Source organism: Pseudomonas sp. N-137, from assembly GCF_034555295.1.
In the GTDB taxonomy this organism is placed as follows: Bacteria; Pseudomonadota; Gammaproteobacteria; order Pseudomonadales; family Pseudomonadaceae; genus Aquipseudomonas; species Aquipseudomonas rhizophila.
Genome location: NZ_JAXUDQ010000004.1, coordinates 93,558 through 108,888, shown reverse-complemented (window position 1 = coordinate 108,888; position 15,331 = coordinate 93,558). Strand labels below are relative to the sequence as shown.

Below are 15,331 nucleotides of genomic sequence, written 5' to 3'. Positions count from 1 at the left end.
TGGGTAGAGGCTAATTGCCTCAACGGTTCTCGCCGACGGCCAGAATGGTTGCCACCAAGGCCTGGGCGCGTGGAACCAGCGTGTCCAGTTCCAGGTATTCACGATCGGTGTGGACTTTGCCACCCACCGGCCCCAGACCACACAGGGTTGGAATGCCCAAGCTGGCGGTGAACCCGGAATCGGCGCAGCCGCCGGTGAATTCGCCCTCGACACTGAAGCCTAGCGCCAGTGCTTGTTGTTGATAGATGTGCAGCAGTTGCTCGCTGTGCCGTGCTTCCATCGGCAGGAAGGTCGTCGCTTCCTTGAGGATGGCGCTCGTGCCGGGCAGTTCCTCTTCAGCGACGATGCCTTGGATGGCGGCGAATATCTGCTCCCAGTGTTGCGACTCGATAAACCGTACATCCAGCTTGGCCGAGGCGTTGGGCGCGACAGTGTTGCTGGAGGTGCCGCCGGCGATCAGCCCGATATTGGTGGTGATGCCTGCGGGGTAATCGGTCAGGGCATGCAGTTTGACGATCTTTCGGGCCAGCGCCTCGATGGCGCTGGCCCCGTCGGCATGGTTGACGCCGGCGTGCGCAGCGCGGCCACTGACTTCGATGACCAGTGTGGCCCCGCCTTTACGGGCGCTGACCACATTGCCGCTGGCCCGGCCCGGCTCGGTATTGAGTACGGCGCGGGCTGATTTGGCGGCGCTTTCGATATGGCTGCGAGCGCTGCCAGAGCCGATTTCTTCGTCACCGGTATAGAGCACCTGCACCGGGCAGGGCAAAGGACCGGCGCGCTTGAGTGCCTTGAGGGCGAAGCAGTTGAGCACCAACCCACCTTTCATGTCGGCTACGCCGGGGCCGTAGGCGAGGTCGCCATCGCGGCTGAAGCCACGGGTGGTGGTCGTGCCCTTGGGGAATACCGTGTCGCGATGGCCCAGCAACAGCACCGGCTTGCCAGCCTCGCCGGGCACTTGGGCAAGCAGTACGTCGCCAAAACCTTCGACCGGCATACGCTTGAGCTCGATACCGTCGGCCTCCAGTTCCGCTGCGAGCAATGCGCCCACGGCATCGACCCCCGCCTTGTCATAGCTGTTGGAATCGGTATCGACCAGACGCTGCAACAACGACTCCATGGCGGGGCGCTGGCCGGCGAGCCAGTCCAGTGCCTGTTGGTGGGTCTCGCTCATTGCGCACGCTCCCGTGCCCGATGCTCCTCGCTCAGACGTGCCGCATCGTTACCCAGGTCCCAGAACAGCCCGGCCATGATCTGCAGACTTTCTTTGACCACCGGTGCCAGCAAGTGCTCGTTGGGCGCATGTTGTGAACAGGCCGGGTACGAATGCGGCACCCACAAGGTCGGCAGGCCGAGCACGTCGGCAAACACGTCGTTGGGCAATGAGCCGCCAAGGTTGGGCAGCAGCGCCGGTTTCTTTCCGGTGGTTTGCGTCAACGAGTCGAGCGCCCAGTTGACCCATGGGCTTTGCGGGTCGAGCCGGGTGGCGTGCATGACATCGATGCGGCTTTGCGTGACCTCGACATTGTTGAAACCATGGGCGTCCAGGTGAGCGCGCACGGCGGGGATAAAGGTCGTGTAATCGCTGTTTACCACAAAGCGGATATGGCAGTGAGCGTTGGCCTTGCCGGGGATTGCATGCACCGGGGCGTCTGGATTGCCAGTCTTGAAGGCAATGACATCGAGGGTGTTCCAGCCAAAGACTTTCTCGCTCAGCGACAGATCCGGGTGGCCCCAGTTGGCGTCGATTTGCGGATCATCCGGCCCGCCACCGACTTCGATGTCGGCCAGCGCCTGTCGCACCGAATCCGGCAGTGCGCTGGGCTGCAAGCCCTCGACTTTTACCCGGCCATGTTCGTCGATCATGCTGGCGATGGCGTTGGCCAGGATGATGCCGGGATTGGCCAGCAGCCCGCCCCAATTACCGGAGTGGTGTGCGCCTTCGCGCAGATTGACCGCCAGCTCGAAGTTGAACACCCCGCGTGAGCCTAGAAAAATGGTAGGCCGTGTTGCGGCCAGACGCGGGCCGTCCGAGGCGATGAATATATCCGCCGCCAGCTCCTTGCGGTGGGCGGCACAGAACGCATTGAGGCCGGGGGAACCTTCTTCTTCGCCCATTTCCAGCAGCAGTTTGACGTTGAAGCCGAGCTTGCCTTCGCGGGCCTTGAGGGTCTGCTCCAGCGCGGTGATGTTGATCAGGTGCTGGCCTTTGTTATCGGCGGTGCCGCGCCCGTACCAGCGATCACCTTCGACGGTGACTTGCCACGGTGACAAGCCTTCACGCCATTGCGCCGCATAGCCGCGCACCACATCACCATGACCATAGCTGAGTACGGTGGGCAGCCCCGGGTGTTCAATGCGCGTGGCGATCATGAATGGTCCGCGTTCCGCTACCGGGTTGTCGTAGATTTTTACGCTGAAACCCAGCGCCTCGACATGCGGAGTGATGAACTCGTTGAGGTAGCGATACAACTCAGGTTGGCTGTCTTGCGCCTGGCTTTCGGTGGGCAGGGCGACACTACGTTCGAGCAGGTTGAAAAAAGCACCGTTGTCGAACTGTTCGAGGGTGTTGCTGATGGCCTGGGAACGACTCATGAGTGGACAAGCTCCAGTGTTTGGGTGGGACTGTCGTGCAGGTGGCAACGTACGTTGCCGCCGATAATTGGATCGTTGGCCGGATAGGCCGTTTTGCAACGGTCCATGCAGTTCGGGCAGCGCGGGTGAAAGGTGCAGCCGGATGGCGGGGACATCGGGTTGGGGAAGGCGCCGTGCAGGCCGATGTCTGGAATGCCCAAGCGCGGATCGGGGGTGAGTACCGAATCCAGCAAGGCGCGGGTATACGGATGGCCGGGTTCGGCGAACAGCGACTGGCGGGTGCGTTCTTCGACAATACGCCCCAGATACATCACGGCCACCCGGTCGGCGAGGTGCTCGATAACCGCCAGGTTGTGGCTGATCAGCAGATAGGTCAGGCCGAATTCGCGCTTGAGGTCTTGCAACAGATTGAGTATCTGCGCTTGCACTGACACGTCCAGCGCCGAAGTCGGCTCGTCGCAGATCAACACATCAGGACGCATGACCAGCGCCCTGGCAATCGCCACGCGCTGGCGCTGGCCGCCGGATAACTGGGCTGGATAGCTATCGATCACGCGCTTGGGAAGGCCGACTACATCCAGCATTTGTTCGGTTTTCTTGCGGCGCTCGGTGGCCGTGCCGATGTCGTGGACGATCAACGGCAGGGTGATGATTTCGCGCAGGGTCTTGCGGGGGTTCAGCGATGAATACGGATCCTGGAAGATCGGCTGGATACGCCGGGACATCTCCTTGCGATCTGTTGCTGCCAGATGTTTGCCATTGACCAGCACGTCGCCTTGAGTGGGCTGTAGCAGGCCGAGCAGGATCTTGGCCAGGGTGCTTTTGCCGCAACCGGACTCACCCACCAGACCGAGGGTTTCACCGCGCATCAGGCGCAGTGATACGCCATCAACCGCTTTCAGTGTGGCGGCAGGTTTGAAAAAGCCTTTGCTGATACGGAACTCGCGACGGATATCGCACAGCTCCAGAGCGATGTCTTTTTTCATGACCGGGCACTCTCTTTGATCAGGATCGGTTTTGGCCCAGAAGCCGCCAGCAGGCAGCGCGCCATATGTCCGTCCTGTTGCACTTCGGGCACGTCCCGGGCACACGCCTGGACGGTGTGCGCGCAACGATTGCGAAAGGCACACCCGTGTTGTTCACCCACCAGGCTCGGCACCAGACCGGGAATCGAACCCAGCGCTTCGCCCGGTTTGGTCCGCCCTGGAATCGGGATGCTGGCCAGCAGGCCACGGGTGTACGGATGCCGCGGGTTCTCGAAGAGTTGTCGGGCGGGAGCGCTTTCGACGATTTCCCCGGCATACATCACGGCCACCCGGTCGGCGATGCGGGCCACCAGGCCAAGGTCGTGGGTGATAAAGATCACCGCCAGCCCCAGTTCTTTCTGAATATCGCGGATCAGGCGCAGGATTTGCGCCTGAATGGTCACGTCCAGTGCGGTGGTCGGCTCGTCAGCGATGATCAGGTCGGGCTCGCACATCAACGCCATGGCGATAATCACCCGCTGGCGCAACCCCCCGGAGAGTTGATGCGGGTACTGACGCAGACGCTCGCCGGCATTGCTGATGCCGACTTTTTCCAGCATCTGCGCGGCGCGGGCCAGCGCATCCTTGCGCGACACCTTGCGGTGCCGGGTCAACACTTCACTGAGCTGGTCGCCAATGCTGTAGGCCGGGTTCAGCGCGGTCATGGGCTCCTGGAAGATCATCGCCAGGCGGTTGCCGCGCAGGTCGCACATGCTTCGCTCGCTCTGGCCGAGCAGGTCGATGCCGTCCAGTGTCAGTCGGCTGGCGGTGCGCTTGGCCTTGCGGGGCAGCAGGTCCATGAGTGCCAGCGAGGTCAGGGATTTGCCGCAGCCGGACTCTCCGACAATGCACAGCATCTCGCCGCGCTCGACCTGGAAATCCAGGCCGCGCACCGCATGCAGCATGTCATCCGCAGTCGGGTTATGGCCCATGGGAATGTCCACCCGCAGGTTTTCAACATGGAGTAGTGCCATGTCCGGTACTCCTCTATCAGTCTCAGTTGCGGCCATCGGGCAGGATCAGATCGCGCAGGCCGTCGCCGACCAGATTGATGCCCAGCACCAGAATCATCAGGGCGATGCCTGGGATGGCGATGACCCACGGGGAAAAGAACATGTAGGGTTTGCCCTCTGCGATCATCAGTCCCCAGGACGGCGTCGGCGGTTGTACGCCCACCCCGAGGAACGACAGCGCTGACTCCAGCAGGATCGCGTGGGCCATTTCCAGGGTCGCGACCACGATCAGCGCGCCAACCAGATTGGGCAGGATTTCACTGACCAGAATGCGCAGGGTCGAACAGCCCAGGGCTTGTGCCGAGGCAACATATTCGGCATCGCGAATCTGTTGCACCGAGGCCCGAACCACCACGGCGAAGCGGTCCCAGAGCAGGCAACCGAGCAGAATGATCACCACCTTCAGCGAGCCGCCCATCAACGAGGCAGAGGCCAGGGCCACCATGACCACAGGCAGCGCCAGCCGAGTGGTGATCAGGTAGCTGATAAACGCATCCACCTTGCCACCGTAGTAACCGGCCAGCAGACCCATGACGGTGCCGATGACGCCGGAAATCAGCGCCGCCGCAACGCCGATAAACAGTGAAATACGGGCGCCGTAGAGCAACCGTGAGAGGTAATCGCGGCCCAGCTTGTCGGTGCCCAAGACATATTCCCAAGTGCCGTTAGCCATCCAGACCGGAGGCTTCATGCGCAACATCACGTCTTGCGCATAAGGGTCATAAGGCGCCAGCCATGGCGCGAACAGCGCACCAGCAAAAATGATCAGCAGCAACGCACTGCCGATGGCGAAGCCGCGGTGGCGAAAGCTTTTGCCAAGCACCCGGCTCAGGCTGCTTGGTGGGGGTAGGTAGTCGTTGATCGCCAGGGTAACGGGGGTACTCATGAAGGGCTCCTAGCGCACGCGAATGCGCGGGTCGAGCAGTGCGTTGAGCACATCGGCCAGCAAGGTGAGGATGATGTAGATCACCGCAATCAGCAGGACCACGGCCTGGACTACCGGGAAGTCGTCACGGGCGATGGCGTCCCAGGCGAGTTGTCCGATGCCTTGCAGGGAGAACACGGTTTCGATCACCACCGAACCGCCGAGCATGAAGCCGAACTCCACCGCTGCCAGTGCGACGACCGGAATCAATGCATTGCGCAATGCATGCTTGAACAACACCTGCGCAGGGCGCAGCCCCTTGGCGCGAGCGGTGCGGATGTAATCGCAACTGAGCACATCCAGCATGCCTGCGCGGGTCAGGCGCATGATGGCCGGCGTTGCGTAGTACCCCAAGGCAATGGCCGGCATGACGAAATGCAGCATGCTTGAGTTGCCGGAGACTGGCAGCCACTTGAGCGTCACCGCAAACACTACGATCAGCATCAGCGCAAACCAGAAACTGGGCATTGCCTGGCCCAGTACCGCGATGCTCAAGGCCAATCGATCAACCCAGGTGTCGCGTTTGATCGCGGCCAGTACGCCCAGGGGAATCGCCACCAGCAAGGCGATTCCCAGCGCCATGGCACCTAATCCGAGAGTAATCGGCAAACGGCTGGCGACGAGGTTATAGACCGACTCCTGAAAGAAAAAGGAGTTGCCCAGGTCCAGCCGCAGCAAACCGGCCAGCCAGTTGACGTACTGGGTGGGAAGCGGTTTGTTCAAGCCGTATTGCACACGGATCTGTTCGATCTGTTCGCTGGTGGCTTCCGGCCCGCCAATGGCCGTGGCCAGGTCGCCGGACAGATGCAACAGAGAGAAGCTGATCACCGACACGGTAATGGCGACGCAAAAAGCGATGCCCAGACGGCGTAGAAGGAACCCAAGCATGGCAAGTTTCCTCATGTTCAATGGATGACAGGTGGAGGACGTGGCCGTGGGGGGCTGGCCCACGCGCCACGGAATCGCTCGCTCAATCCGCCCGGTTGCGGATTACTTCCAACTGGACTGAACGAAACGCGGCAGTTCATCCGGATACGGCGTGAATGCCAGTTCGGAGGTGTAGGCGTAGTTCATCGAGTAGTTGAACAGCGGGGCCCAGTACGCCTGTTCGCTGATGCGCTGCAACGCCTTGCGGTAGTTGTCCTTGCGCACTTGCGGATCGAGGGCGTTATCGGCGCTCTGCAACCAGTTTTGGACTTGCGGGTCTTTGATGTTGTCGTCCGGATTGCCCTTGAACCAGGTGCCGGCCGACGCCGAAGTGTCGAGGATCGAGAACGAGCCCCAGGCCTGGAACGACATGGGCACCTTACCGCCACGTTGCTGATCACGCAGGGCGGCGTACTTCAAGTAGCGCAGCTTGGCGTTGATGCCCACCGCGCGCAGGTTACCGATGATGGCTTCGACGTAATCACGGTCGCGATAAGCGAATATTTCCGTCTCGAAGCCATTTGGGTAACCGGCCTCGGCGAGCAGCGCGCGGGCTTTGGCCGGGTCAAAGTTGTAGACAGTGGCCGCAGAGGTATCGCAACCGAACTGGCGTGGATAACACGCAACCTGTAAGGGCTTGGCTTCGCCACCCACCAACTGCGTCGCCAGTGCCTCGCGGTTGATTGCATGGTTGATCGCTTGACGCACCTTGAGGTTTTTCATTGGCGAGTTTTCGCTGGAGGTGCCTCGAGCATCAAGAATCAGGAAACCGATGCGCATGGTTTCGGCGCTGGTCACGGTGAGGTTCGGTATACCTTTGAGGTCGATTGCCTGATCCGAGGTGACGCGCCAGATCCAGTCGACACCGCCGGTCATCAACTCGGCCAGGCGAGTTTCTGCATCCGGGATTACCCGAAACTTGAGGTGAGCGATATGTGGCTTGCCTTGTGGGCTGTCCGCAAAGTAGTCCTTGTTGATCGCCATGCTCACGCCTTCGCCAGCCACCACCGACAGGGCCTTATACGGTCCGGTGCCCACTGGCTTGCGACTGAATTCGGCCAGGCCGACCTTCTCGAAGTATTGCTTGGGGAACATCGGAACGGCGTTGGACAGGTATTCCAGCGCAGGAGGGAAAGGCTTCTTCAAATACAGGCGGACACTGTAGTCACCGGTTTTTTCGGCGCTCTTGATCCAGTCTACGTTTTGCACGGTCACGACTTTCGCTTCGGGCGACACCACGTAGTTGAGGGTGAACACCACGTCGTCGGCGGTGAAGGGGTCGCCGTTGTGAAATTTGACGCCTTTGCGCAGCTCAAGGTCGATGGTGGTGTCGTCGACCTGTTTCCAACCGGTGGCCAGCATGGGCTTGTATTCGCCGCTGGTGGGATCGCGGTAGATCAGGTTGTCCCAGATCAGCCGGCCGAGAATCACTCCTTCGCGCAGATCGTTGTGATAGGGGCTGACGTTTTCAGGTTCGCTGTCGGAAGCGTAAACCAGGGTGTCGTTGGCTTTGTCGGCATGAGCCGCAAAGCTGTTGATCAAACCCATCAGCGCGATACTGCAGGCGAAACCTTTGATGCCCATGCCGTCGTCTCCGTTGGCGAGAGTGGTTGAATCAAAGGGCAGCGAATCGCAAATGCGGTAAATGAGGAGGAGAAGCTCAGGCGATGTTTTTTTTGGTCTGGACACGAATGTAGGGAAAGGCTATCAATGCCACAAGTACAATCTTTCGATACTTTCTTTGCCAAAAAGGCAATGCTCGGAGGTTCCGATGCAGCTGTATGGCGTGCAGTCCACGGCATTGCGCTATTTCCTGGAAGTAGCCAGGTGCGGATCGGTCAGTGAAGCTTCGCTGCGGCTCAATGTTGCGGCGTCAGCGGTGAGCCGACAGATTTCCAAGCTTGAGTTGGCTCTGGATGCCAGCCTGTTTGAGCGTCGTGCCCGAGGCATGGTGCTCAGCGAGGCCGGGACGCGATTGGCGGCTTATGCGCGCAAGTCGCAACTTGAGGCTGAGCAGGTGGTGCTGGAAATTACCGAGCTGCATGGCTTGCAACGGGGGCATGTGCATGTCGCCTGCTCGGAAGGTTTTGCCCTGGAATACATGCCTAGGAGCATCAGCGCATTCAGGCGTGAGTACCAGGGCATCCATTTCACATTGGAGGTTTGCGCGCCTGCGCAAGCGACTGAAAAAGTACGTTCCGGCGAAGCCGATCTGGCGATGACCTTCAGCCTGTCGCCGCAGAAGGAAATCAAGGTCGAACATGTCTTGAGCGGGGCGATTTTTGCAGTGGTTTCCAATTCCCACCCCTTGGCCGGGCGTGAAGCGGTCAGCCTCGCCGAGTTGCAACCCTGGCCCATTGCGTTGCCCAAGGCCGATACCACGATACGGCAACTGTTCGACATTTGTTGTGGTGTACAGGGGTTGTTGTTCGATCCGGTACTGACCACCAATTACGTGGCCGCGCTTTACAGCTTCGTCCGCGAGGAAGGCGTCATTAGCCTGGCCAGCGAGATGACCTTGCACAAACAGGTGGCGGACAAGCAGTTGCAGTGCCTGCCAATCCTGGATGAAGGGATGCAGGCACGGCGCATCGAACTGCAAAGCATGGCTGGACGCAATTTGCCGGCGGCGGTTTCTGCGTTCAAGGATTTTCTGATTGCAGAACTGGTGAACACCAAGCACGGTTGAAGTCGCGAGGCAACGGCGCAAGGCTGTTCGCTTATCCCCGATGGGCTGCGCAGCAGCCCCCAAAAAAATGACTGAACCCCACGCCCCGTTATTTACTGCTCGGCATTACGCCGATGACGGTAATCGCTGACCGCCTCATACACCGCTTTGCGCAAACGGTTGATGCCGCCGATGGGGCGATGGGCCTCAATGCCGAACCACGGGTTGAAGGACTGGTTGTCGCAGGCCAGGTTCAGCTTGGGTGTATCGAAATCCTGGGCCGGCACGGTGATTCGCGCCACTGTCTCGAACGGTGCGTCACTTTCTCGCCATTCAATACTGGTGTCTTCGATCGGCATGAACTTGCTCGGGTCCTGGCGCTGGATCTGCAGGACAAAACACGCCGGTATCCGGTCTGTGGATAACTGTTGCGTCAGTGCACTTCGCAAGAAATTCGGCAGTGCCTGGTTTTGTGCGGGCAGGGTGTAGCTCGGGCAGTTATCCGGGTCGGGCGCTACGCGAAATTTCGCGTTGGCCTCGCCAAACTTGTAGGGCGATACCGAAAAATACGTGGTCTGGGTCGGGCTGTCAGGGGCCGGTGAAAGTGTCTCCAGGGCGATGAACAGGTGGCGGATCTGCCAGCTCCGGGGATCCAGGCTCGGAAAGAACGCCATCGCCTTTTTTCCATCGGCCTGGGCGGCTACATTTTGACGATATTCGGCGACATCGCTGACGAAGAAGTTCGGATGATTGAACATCACAAAATCCTGTTCACCTTGTGACTGTCGGTCCCCCAGCAATTGTTTGCCCGGCACGCCCAGCAGCTTGATCGCCATCCCTCGCGCATCGCGCAGGCTGTCGAACTGTGGGTAGGCGTTGCCGTTGGACAAGCGAATCGTCGCTTGCCAGACCTTCCCCGGCTCGGCAAATACACCCTGGCGCAACGGTGCTGGCAGATTGTCCGGCACCTGCACTTGCGCCATGACGCAGCCGTGGGCTTTGGCATGGGCATCGCGCAGGTAGCGCGTGCCTTCGCGGTGCTGATCGACGATACGGATGGCGGTCTGGATGATGTCCTGGGTCATGGCCGCTTCGCCGGGTGGAATCTGCTCTTTATCCGAGACCGGCCCGCTGTGTTGCCAGGCGAACCAGGCCGTGGCCAGCGCCCAGCCGAGCAGCCCGATGCCCAGCAACCACAGGAGCGTCTTGCCCAAAAAGGCGCCGAGGCGCAGCCAGAGCGTAATCAGCATGGGTCAATCCTTTTGCCTGAGGGGTTCATCATCACAGTTGCGACTCCAGCGGCCCGCCCAGTACCTTGAGGTACTCCAGCAACGCCCAGCGTTCCTGTGGCTGCAGCAGCCGACCGATCACGCCGTTACCCCGCTCACCAGCGCGAAACTCATGACCACTGTTGTGGTTGCCGGTGATCCGGGTGTCGAACAAAAAGCCATTCGTGAAGGCTTCTGTGCGATAGCCCAGGTGCCGTGGGTCGTATTCGAAGCTGCCTTTATAGAAGGTGATCGCCCGTTCGTCCTGAGGGGACAGCAACTGATAGATCGTCGGCACCGAGCCGTTATGCAGGAAGGGCGGCGTGGCCCAGACGCCAGCCAGGGGCCGGGCTTTGTAGGCGCGCAGCTCGCGCACGCCGATGGGCAGGCCAAAACCGTCCAGCGCCGGGCGCTCCAGCGGTGTGACGCCCGCGTCACGGTAAGCCCGCTCTTCCACGAACGCGGTAACGTAGGCCAAGCCTTTGGCGACCGAAACCTGGCTCAAATCCAGCGGCGTCGTCGGGGTCGGATGCAGTTGTACGTCCAGTTTGGCCAGTTCGGCCGGATCCCATTGCAGGCTGGTCAGATCGAAACGGTGGTCGGCAATGTTGTTAGCGGTACCCGGATCGGTGCCGATCACCTTCACCGGCAACATGTTCAGGTGCTGGACGGGCCTGTCAGGACCTTGAACCACGTTGGGGACATGGCAGCCGGCACAGTTTTCGACGAACAGCGCCCGGCCTTGTGCGGCCAACGGCATATCGATAGGGCCAAGCAGTTCCTGAGGCCACTCCGGGGCCTTGAGCAACTGCAGGGTTTCTTCAATCGTGTGCAGATCGCGAACGCGCACGCTGGAGGGGTATCGCGCATCACCTTGCAATGGTTTGCCCTGGGCGTCGAAGAAATTCAACGTGGCGCCGACACCCAGTGCTTCGCCGACGTTGCGGGCCATCGGTTGCTGGGCCGAACCGTTCCACTGCACCCAGTCGAATGTCCATATGTCCCACAACTGCGGGTAATCCACAGGTGCGTTGGCGACCCGGTAATTCTTGTCGGAGATGGCATCGCCGAAGCTGGCATTGGCAATCCGTCCAAAGGCATCTGTACGGCCAGGTCCTTCTTCGGTGGGGTAGAGGCCGCGATGAGTGTCGTTCCAAGCCACACGCAGGAACGTATCCAGAGAGGCTTTGAATGATTTGCGCAGCTGTTCATGGCGGGCGTCGTAGTCCTGCCCCAGGACCTGGCGTGCAAAGCGTTCGAATTTCCAGGGGTTGTAGTAGGTCGAGGCCAGGCTGGCGACCAATGCTTGTCCGAAACTGCCACCGCGTAATGTAGGAACGCTGGAAGGCAGGACGTGCTGGGCCGAGCCCCCGTCGATCCGTATCGCCTGGCCCTTGAAGCGCAGCTCACCGGTGTGACAGGCGGCGCAGGTGATATCCAGGAACTGGTCGGCGCTGCCCGGATTCTGGTGGCGGGTGAAACCTACGGGCAGATTGCCGGGATTGTCCGCCGAGGGTTTCTGCGCCGGGTCCACCAGAAAGCCGAATCGAGCCAGGTATTCAGGCGAAGCGAAGCGCTGTTGCGAGAACGGCAATTCGAGGGCGGTGAACCAGTCGTAGCGCAGGCCTTTGACTTGAGTGCCCTGAGGGGTGAAATAGTACGTCTGGCGTTCGGCGGCGCTCCATTGATCCAGATAATGCACCTGTTCTACCGGTGTATAGGTCGGCAGACGAGGATTGGCAACGTAATAGAGCACCACGGCCACGGCGATGACGAGCAGCGCAAGGAGCAACAAGAGAAGGCGAGATAGCAGGCGCACAGTAACGTCCTTGTTTTTTTTGATATGCCCTTATGCCTCAGTGCCGCGTGGCCGGCAAGTGGCCATTACCGATGGGGCTGCGGGGGAGTGGCAATTTGTCCCTGTACGTAATAGATGACAGATGCTTCATCCGCCCAGGATTAAAAAGCGTTTGGGACCGTGAACTTATCAGTGCTTTGCTGCTCACATGCCGGTAGCCATTGGTCGTGGCCGCCTGATAAGCTCGCGGCTTTACTCGATTGCCCTTTTGGCGCATGAACAAGGAAATAGCATGAAACAGCATCGGTTGGCGGCGGCGGTGGCCCTGGTTGGCCTGGTACTCGCGGGTTGTGACTCGCAGACCAGCGTAGAGCTGAAAACCCCGGCGCAGAAAGCTTCCTACGGCATTGGCCTGAACATGGGCAAAAGCCTGGCTCAGGAAGGTATGGATGACCTGGATTCCAAAGCAGTGGCCCAGGGCATCGAAGATGCCGTCGGCAAGAAAGAACAGAAGCTGAAAGACGAAGAACTGGTCGAAGCCTTTGCCGCACTGCAAAAGCGTGCCGAAGAGCGTATGGCCAAGATGAGCGAAGAGTCGGCAGCCGCCGGCAAGAAATTCCTCGAGGAAAACGGCAAGAAGGAAGGTGTTACCACCACCGCTTCCGGCCTGCAGTACGAAGTGGTCAAGAAAGCCGACGGCCCTCAGCCTAAGCCGACTGATGTCGTGACTGTTCACTACACCGGTAAGTTGACTGACGGTAAGGTGTTCGACAGCTCCGTGGAGCGTGGCAGCCCGATTGACCTGCCGGTCAGCGGTGTGATCCCGGGTTGGGTCGAAGGCCTGCAACTGATGCATGTCGGCGAGAAGTACAAACTGTACATCCCGAGCGAACTGGCCTACGGCGCCCAAAGCCCGAGCCCGGCCATCCCCGCCAATTCGGTTCTGGTGTTTGACCTGGAACTGCTGGGGATCAAGGATCCGGCAAAAGAAGACGCAGCCAAGTAACCGCGGCTGCTATAACGACAACGCCTCGCTTATGCGGGGCGTTGTCGTATCCGGGCGTTGGTAAACGGCAAAAAACCGAACGCTCGGCGCGGGTTATAGTCATAGGCAATACAGACGCTGTGCTAGACCCAGTCGGGCCGTCAAGTCAATGAAATATTGGGTTTTTTTATGTGAGTAAAAAACGCCCGATCTGACTGGGGGCCTTATTTGACGGGGGCTTCAGCGCGTAAATGCAGCTCTGTTCACAAGGTTATCCACAATTTGTGTGGATAACATTTCAGTGGGAGAAAACATGAAGGCTCCGTGGAATTTTGCGCGTTTTCTGCCTCTGGCAGGACGACTGCTGGCCCGCGGTCGATTGCCGACGTTGTTGTTTGCCGTCGCCAGCAAAGGCGCCCGAGAGGGCGGTCGGTTAGGCAAGCTCAAGGAGGATCTGCGTTTGCTGCAGGCCCTGTGCCTGGCCTACTGGCGTGGCGAATATCGGGCCGTCAGCGCCAAGTCGCTGCTGTCGATCGTGGCCGGACTGATGTACTTCCTCAGCCCCCTGGACGCGATTCCGGATTTCCTGCCCATGTTCGGCATGTTTGACGATATCGCCGTACTGGCGTGGATCATGAAGACCCTCGACAGTGAACTCGAAGCCTTCCGCGCCTGGCGTTATCGGCAATCCCCCGAAAAGCTCGCTCAAGTCGAGCGGCTTCCCGACACCCCGGAACAGCTCCAGCTCCAAGGGCAGAAAAAGCACTGATCCGGTTCTGTTTGCCTTATGAGATTGATCGCCCCGCGACCTTAGCCGCTATTAGGATTACACTTCCAAGGAAAAAGCTGACTCGCTAAGTGTTGTTGTCCTACGGGGTAGACATGGATATTCAAATAATCACACGCGACGGAGAGCCCGAATACGCGGTTTTACCGTGGGATCAGTACCAGTCGCTATTGAAGGCAGCCGGCATCAATCAAGCTCCGCCGCAGGAAGCCACAGTCCGTCACGCGGCGGCACCCGGCCAGGTTCTTCCTGGTCTGGATCAACTACGCAGTTTGCGCGAAGGGAAGGGCATCGCCATTGAGGCGTTGGCCCGCACAGTAGGTATAAGCCCGTCTTATCTGGCCATGATCGAAAGTGGCGAGCGTCAGCCCGATGCCGCGATTCGGCGCAGTTTGGCCTGGGAGTTGACGGTGCCGGGTTGGAGGGATCAATCGTGAGTGTTCGTATCAGTCGGCAGCATTGGGATGGGTTGTTGGGTGAACTGGATCAGGCGCGTCGCCAGCGCCATTTGTTGACGTACCGGGCCTTGCTGGAGCGTTTGCAGCTTCCCAGCCCGGCCATGCAGACCTTGACTGCGGCCCTTGAACACTTGGCAGCACTGGATGCCCGGGCTGAACAGCCGCTGCGAAGTTCGTTGGTCATCAGCCAGGGGGCAAGCCGGTTGCCGCGTACCGGCTTCTTCGAGTGCGTTGAGCGTCTTGGGCGCTTTTCCGGGCCTTCCGATGGTGTCGCGGCCGCTTCCTGGCACGCCTCGGAAGTGGTCCGGGTATTCGAATACGAGTACCCCGAATCAGCGGAGGCCTGAATGCTCTGGCGCATCAAGGCGCGGGCCGGTTACTGGCTGGCGCGTCGATTGTTTCATTGGTCCTGGTTTGTTCGACAGCCCCGTGGCTGGTCCTGGCTGGAAGGTCAATTTGCCCGCATGGCGAACCTGGGGGACGTCGGCGCGCAAAGTTTCTATGGGCATATCCTGACGTTCCGCGGCCAGGGCCTGGGTGCCCGGGAAGAAGGTGTTCGCCTGTTGCGCCTGGCGGCGCTGGCCGGTGATGGCAAGGCTGCCTATCAAGTCGGTGTGATCAGCCTGGCCGGTTCCGCCAGCAAGGCGCCGGATCCGATAGAAGCGGCGCGCTGGTGGGGTTTGGCGGCAAAAGCCGGCCATCCGTTGGCGGAGGTCAAGCTCAAGGCGCTCGAAGGCTACGACCAGTAGTTTTATCCACAGGCATTTTTGAACCCTTCTTTCCTTTCGGCTGTTCGTTTGTCGAGTGGGGCTATTTAGCGAATCGCCCTACATTCACCGCCTCCTTACCTGACTTATTTCCCCAGGCATCCCCGGCAAAGTC

The 15,331-nt window shown here is 60.0% G+C and carries 15 protein-coding genes; 6 read left to right on the top strand and 9 right to left on the bottom strand.

The annotated features are described in order from the left end of the window. Positions 1–19: 19 nt before the first annotated feature. The 7 genes from T3A99_RS00865 to T3A99_RS00835 form a co-directional block, all read right to left on the bottom strand. A complete protein-coding gene (locus tag T3A99_RS00865) occupies positions 20–1,174 on the bottom strand; it encodes a M20 family metallopeptidase (RefSeq protein WP_160894122.1) in 1,155 nt (384 codons plus the stop codon). Further along, positions 1,171–2,595: a M20 family metallopeptidase gene (locus T3A99_RS00860; RefSeq protein WP_139049384.1), complete on the bottom strand. Its 1,425-nt coding sequence runs from the start codon at positions 2,593–2,595 to the stop codon at positions 1,171–1,173. The genes T3A99_RS00865 and T3A99_RS00860 overlap by 4 nt, the downstream gene beginning before the upstream one ends. Continuing rightward, positions 2,592–3,581 carry an ABC transporter ATP-binding protein gene (locus T3A99_RS00855; protein ID WP_047230467.1) on the bottom strand — a complete coding sequence of 330 codons (990 nt, stop codon included), beginning with the start codon at positions 3,579–3,581 and terminating at the stop codon, positions 2,592–2,594. Before T3A99_RS00855 ends, T3A99_RS00860 begins: the two co-directional genes overlap by 4 nt. Next, positions 3,578–4,594: an ABC transporter ATP-binding protein gene (locus T3A99_RS00850; protein ID WP_322833865.1), complete on the bottom strand. Its 1,017-nt coding sequence runs from the start codon at positions 4,592–4,594 to the stop codon at positions 3,578–3,580. The genes T3A99_RS00855 and T3A99_RS00850 overlap by 4 nt, the downstream gene beginning before the upstream one ends. Before the next feature lie 22 nt (positions 4,595–4,616). Further along, on the bottom strand, positions 4,617–5,519 hold the full coding sequence (locus tag T3A99_RS00845) for an ABC transporter permease (protein WP_047230469.1): 903 nt from the start codon (positions 5,517–5,519) through the stop codon (positions 4,617–4,619). 9 nt (positions 5,520–5,528) lie between these two features. After that, positions 5,529–6,446, bottom strand: coding sequence for an ABC transporter permease (locus T3A99_RS00840; RefSeq protein ID WP_322833864.1), 918 nt, complete (start codon positions 6,444–6,446; stop codon positions 5,529–5,531). Positions 6,447–6,548: 102 nt separating this feature from the next. Further along, positions 6,549–8,069, bottom strand: coding sequence for an ABC transporter substrate-binding protein (locus T3A99_RS00835; RefSeq protein ID WP_047230471.1), 1,521 nt, complete (start codon positions 8,067–8,069; stop codon positions 6,549–6,551). Positions 8,070–8,256: 187 nt separating this feature from the next. Here T3A99_RS00835 and T3A99_RS00830 point away from each other — a divergent pair, with 187 nt between their 5' ends. Continuing rightward, a complete protein-coding gene (locus T3A99_RS00830; protein WP_076383779.1) occupies positions 8,257–9,174 on the top strand; it encodes a LysR substrate-binding domain-containing protein in 918 nt (305 codons plus the stop codon). A gap of 92 nt (positions 9,175–9,266) precedes the next feature. On the opposite strand, the gene T3A99_RS00825 is transcribed toward T3A99_RS00830, so the two are convergent. Both T3A99_RS00825 and T3A99_RS00820 read right to left on the bottom strand, forming a co-directional pair. Further along, a complete protein-coding gene (locus T3A99_RS00825; protein ID WP_173406663.1) occupies positions 9,267–10,403 on the bottom strand; it encodes a catalase family protein in 1,137 nt (378 codons plus the stop codon). A 31-nt stretch (positions 10,404–10,434) separates the two neighbouring features. Further along, on the bottom strand, positions 10,435–12,240 hold the full coding sequence (locus T3A99_RS00820) for a di-heme-cytochrome C peroxidase (RefSeq protein ID WP_322833863.1): 1,806 nt from the start codon (positions 12,238–12,240) through the stop codon (positions 10,435–10,437). A 271-nt stretch (positions 12,241–12,511) separates the two neighbouring features. On the opposite strand from T3A99_RS00820, the gene T3A99_RS00815 reads away from it, so the two are divergent. The 5 genes from T3A99_RS00815 to T3A99_RS00795 all read left to right on the top strand — a co-directional run bounded on the left by T3A99_RS00815 (position 12,512) and on the right by T3A99_RS00795 (position 15,198). Further along, positions 12,512–13,225, top strand: a complete 714-nt coding sequence (locus tag T3A99_RS00815; RefSeq protein WP_076383781.1) for an FKBP-type peptidyl-prolyl cis-trans isomerase — start codon at positions 12,512–12,514, stop codon at positions 13,223–13,225. 292 nt (positions 13,226–13,517) lie between these two features. Then, complete coding sequence (locus T3A99_RS00810; RefSeq protein ID WP_076383782.1) at positions 13,518–13,973, top strand: YkvA family protein; 456 nt, start codon at positions 13,518–13,520, stop codon at positions 13,971–13,973. Positions 13,974–14,086: 113 nt separating this feature from the next. Beyond that, entirely contained in the window at positions 14,087–14,428 is a 342-nt protein-coding gene (locus tag T3A99_RS00805; protein ID WP_076386572.1) for a helix-turn-helix domain-containing protein, read from the top strand. After that, the gene (locus T3A99_RS00800) at positions 14,425–14,796 is read left to right on the top strand and encodes a hypothetical protein (RefSeq protein WP_003179080.1); all 372 of its coding nucleotides are present in this window, start codon (positions 14,425–14,427) and stop codon (positions 14,794–14,796) included. The genes T3A99_RS00805 and T3A99_RS00800 overlap by 4 nt, the downstream gene beginning before the upstream one ends. Next, positions 14,797–15,198: a hypothetical protein gene (locus T3A99_RS00795; RefSeq protein WP_047230478.1), complete on the top strand. Its 402-nt coding sequence runs from the start codon at positions 14,797–14,799 to the stop codon at positions 15,196–15,198. Positions 15,199–15,331 lie beyond the last annotated feature (133 nt).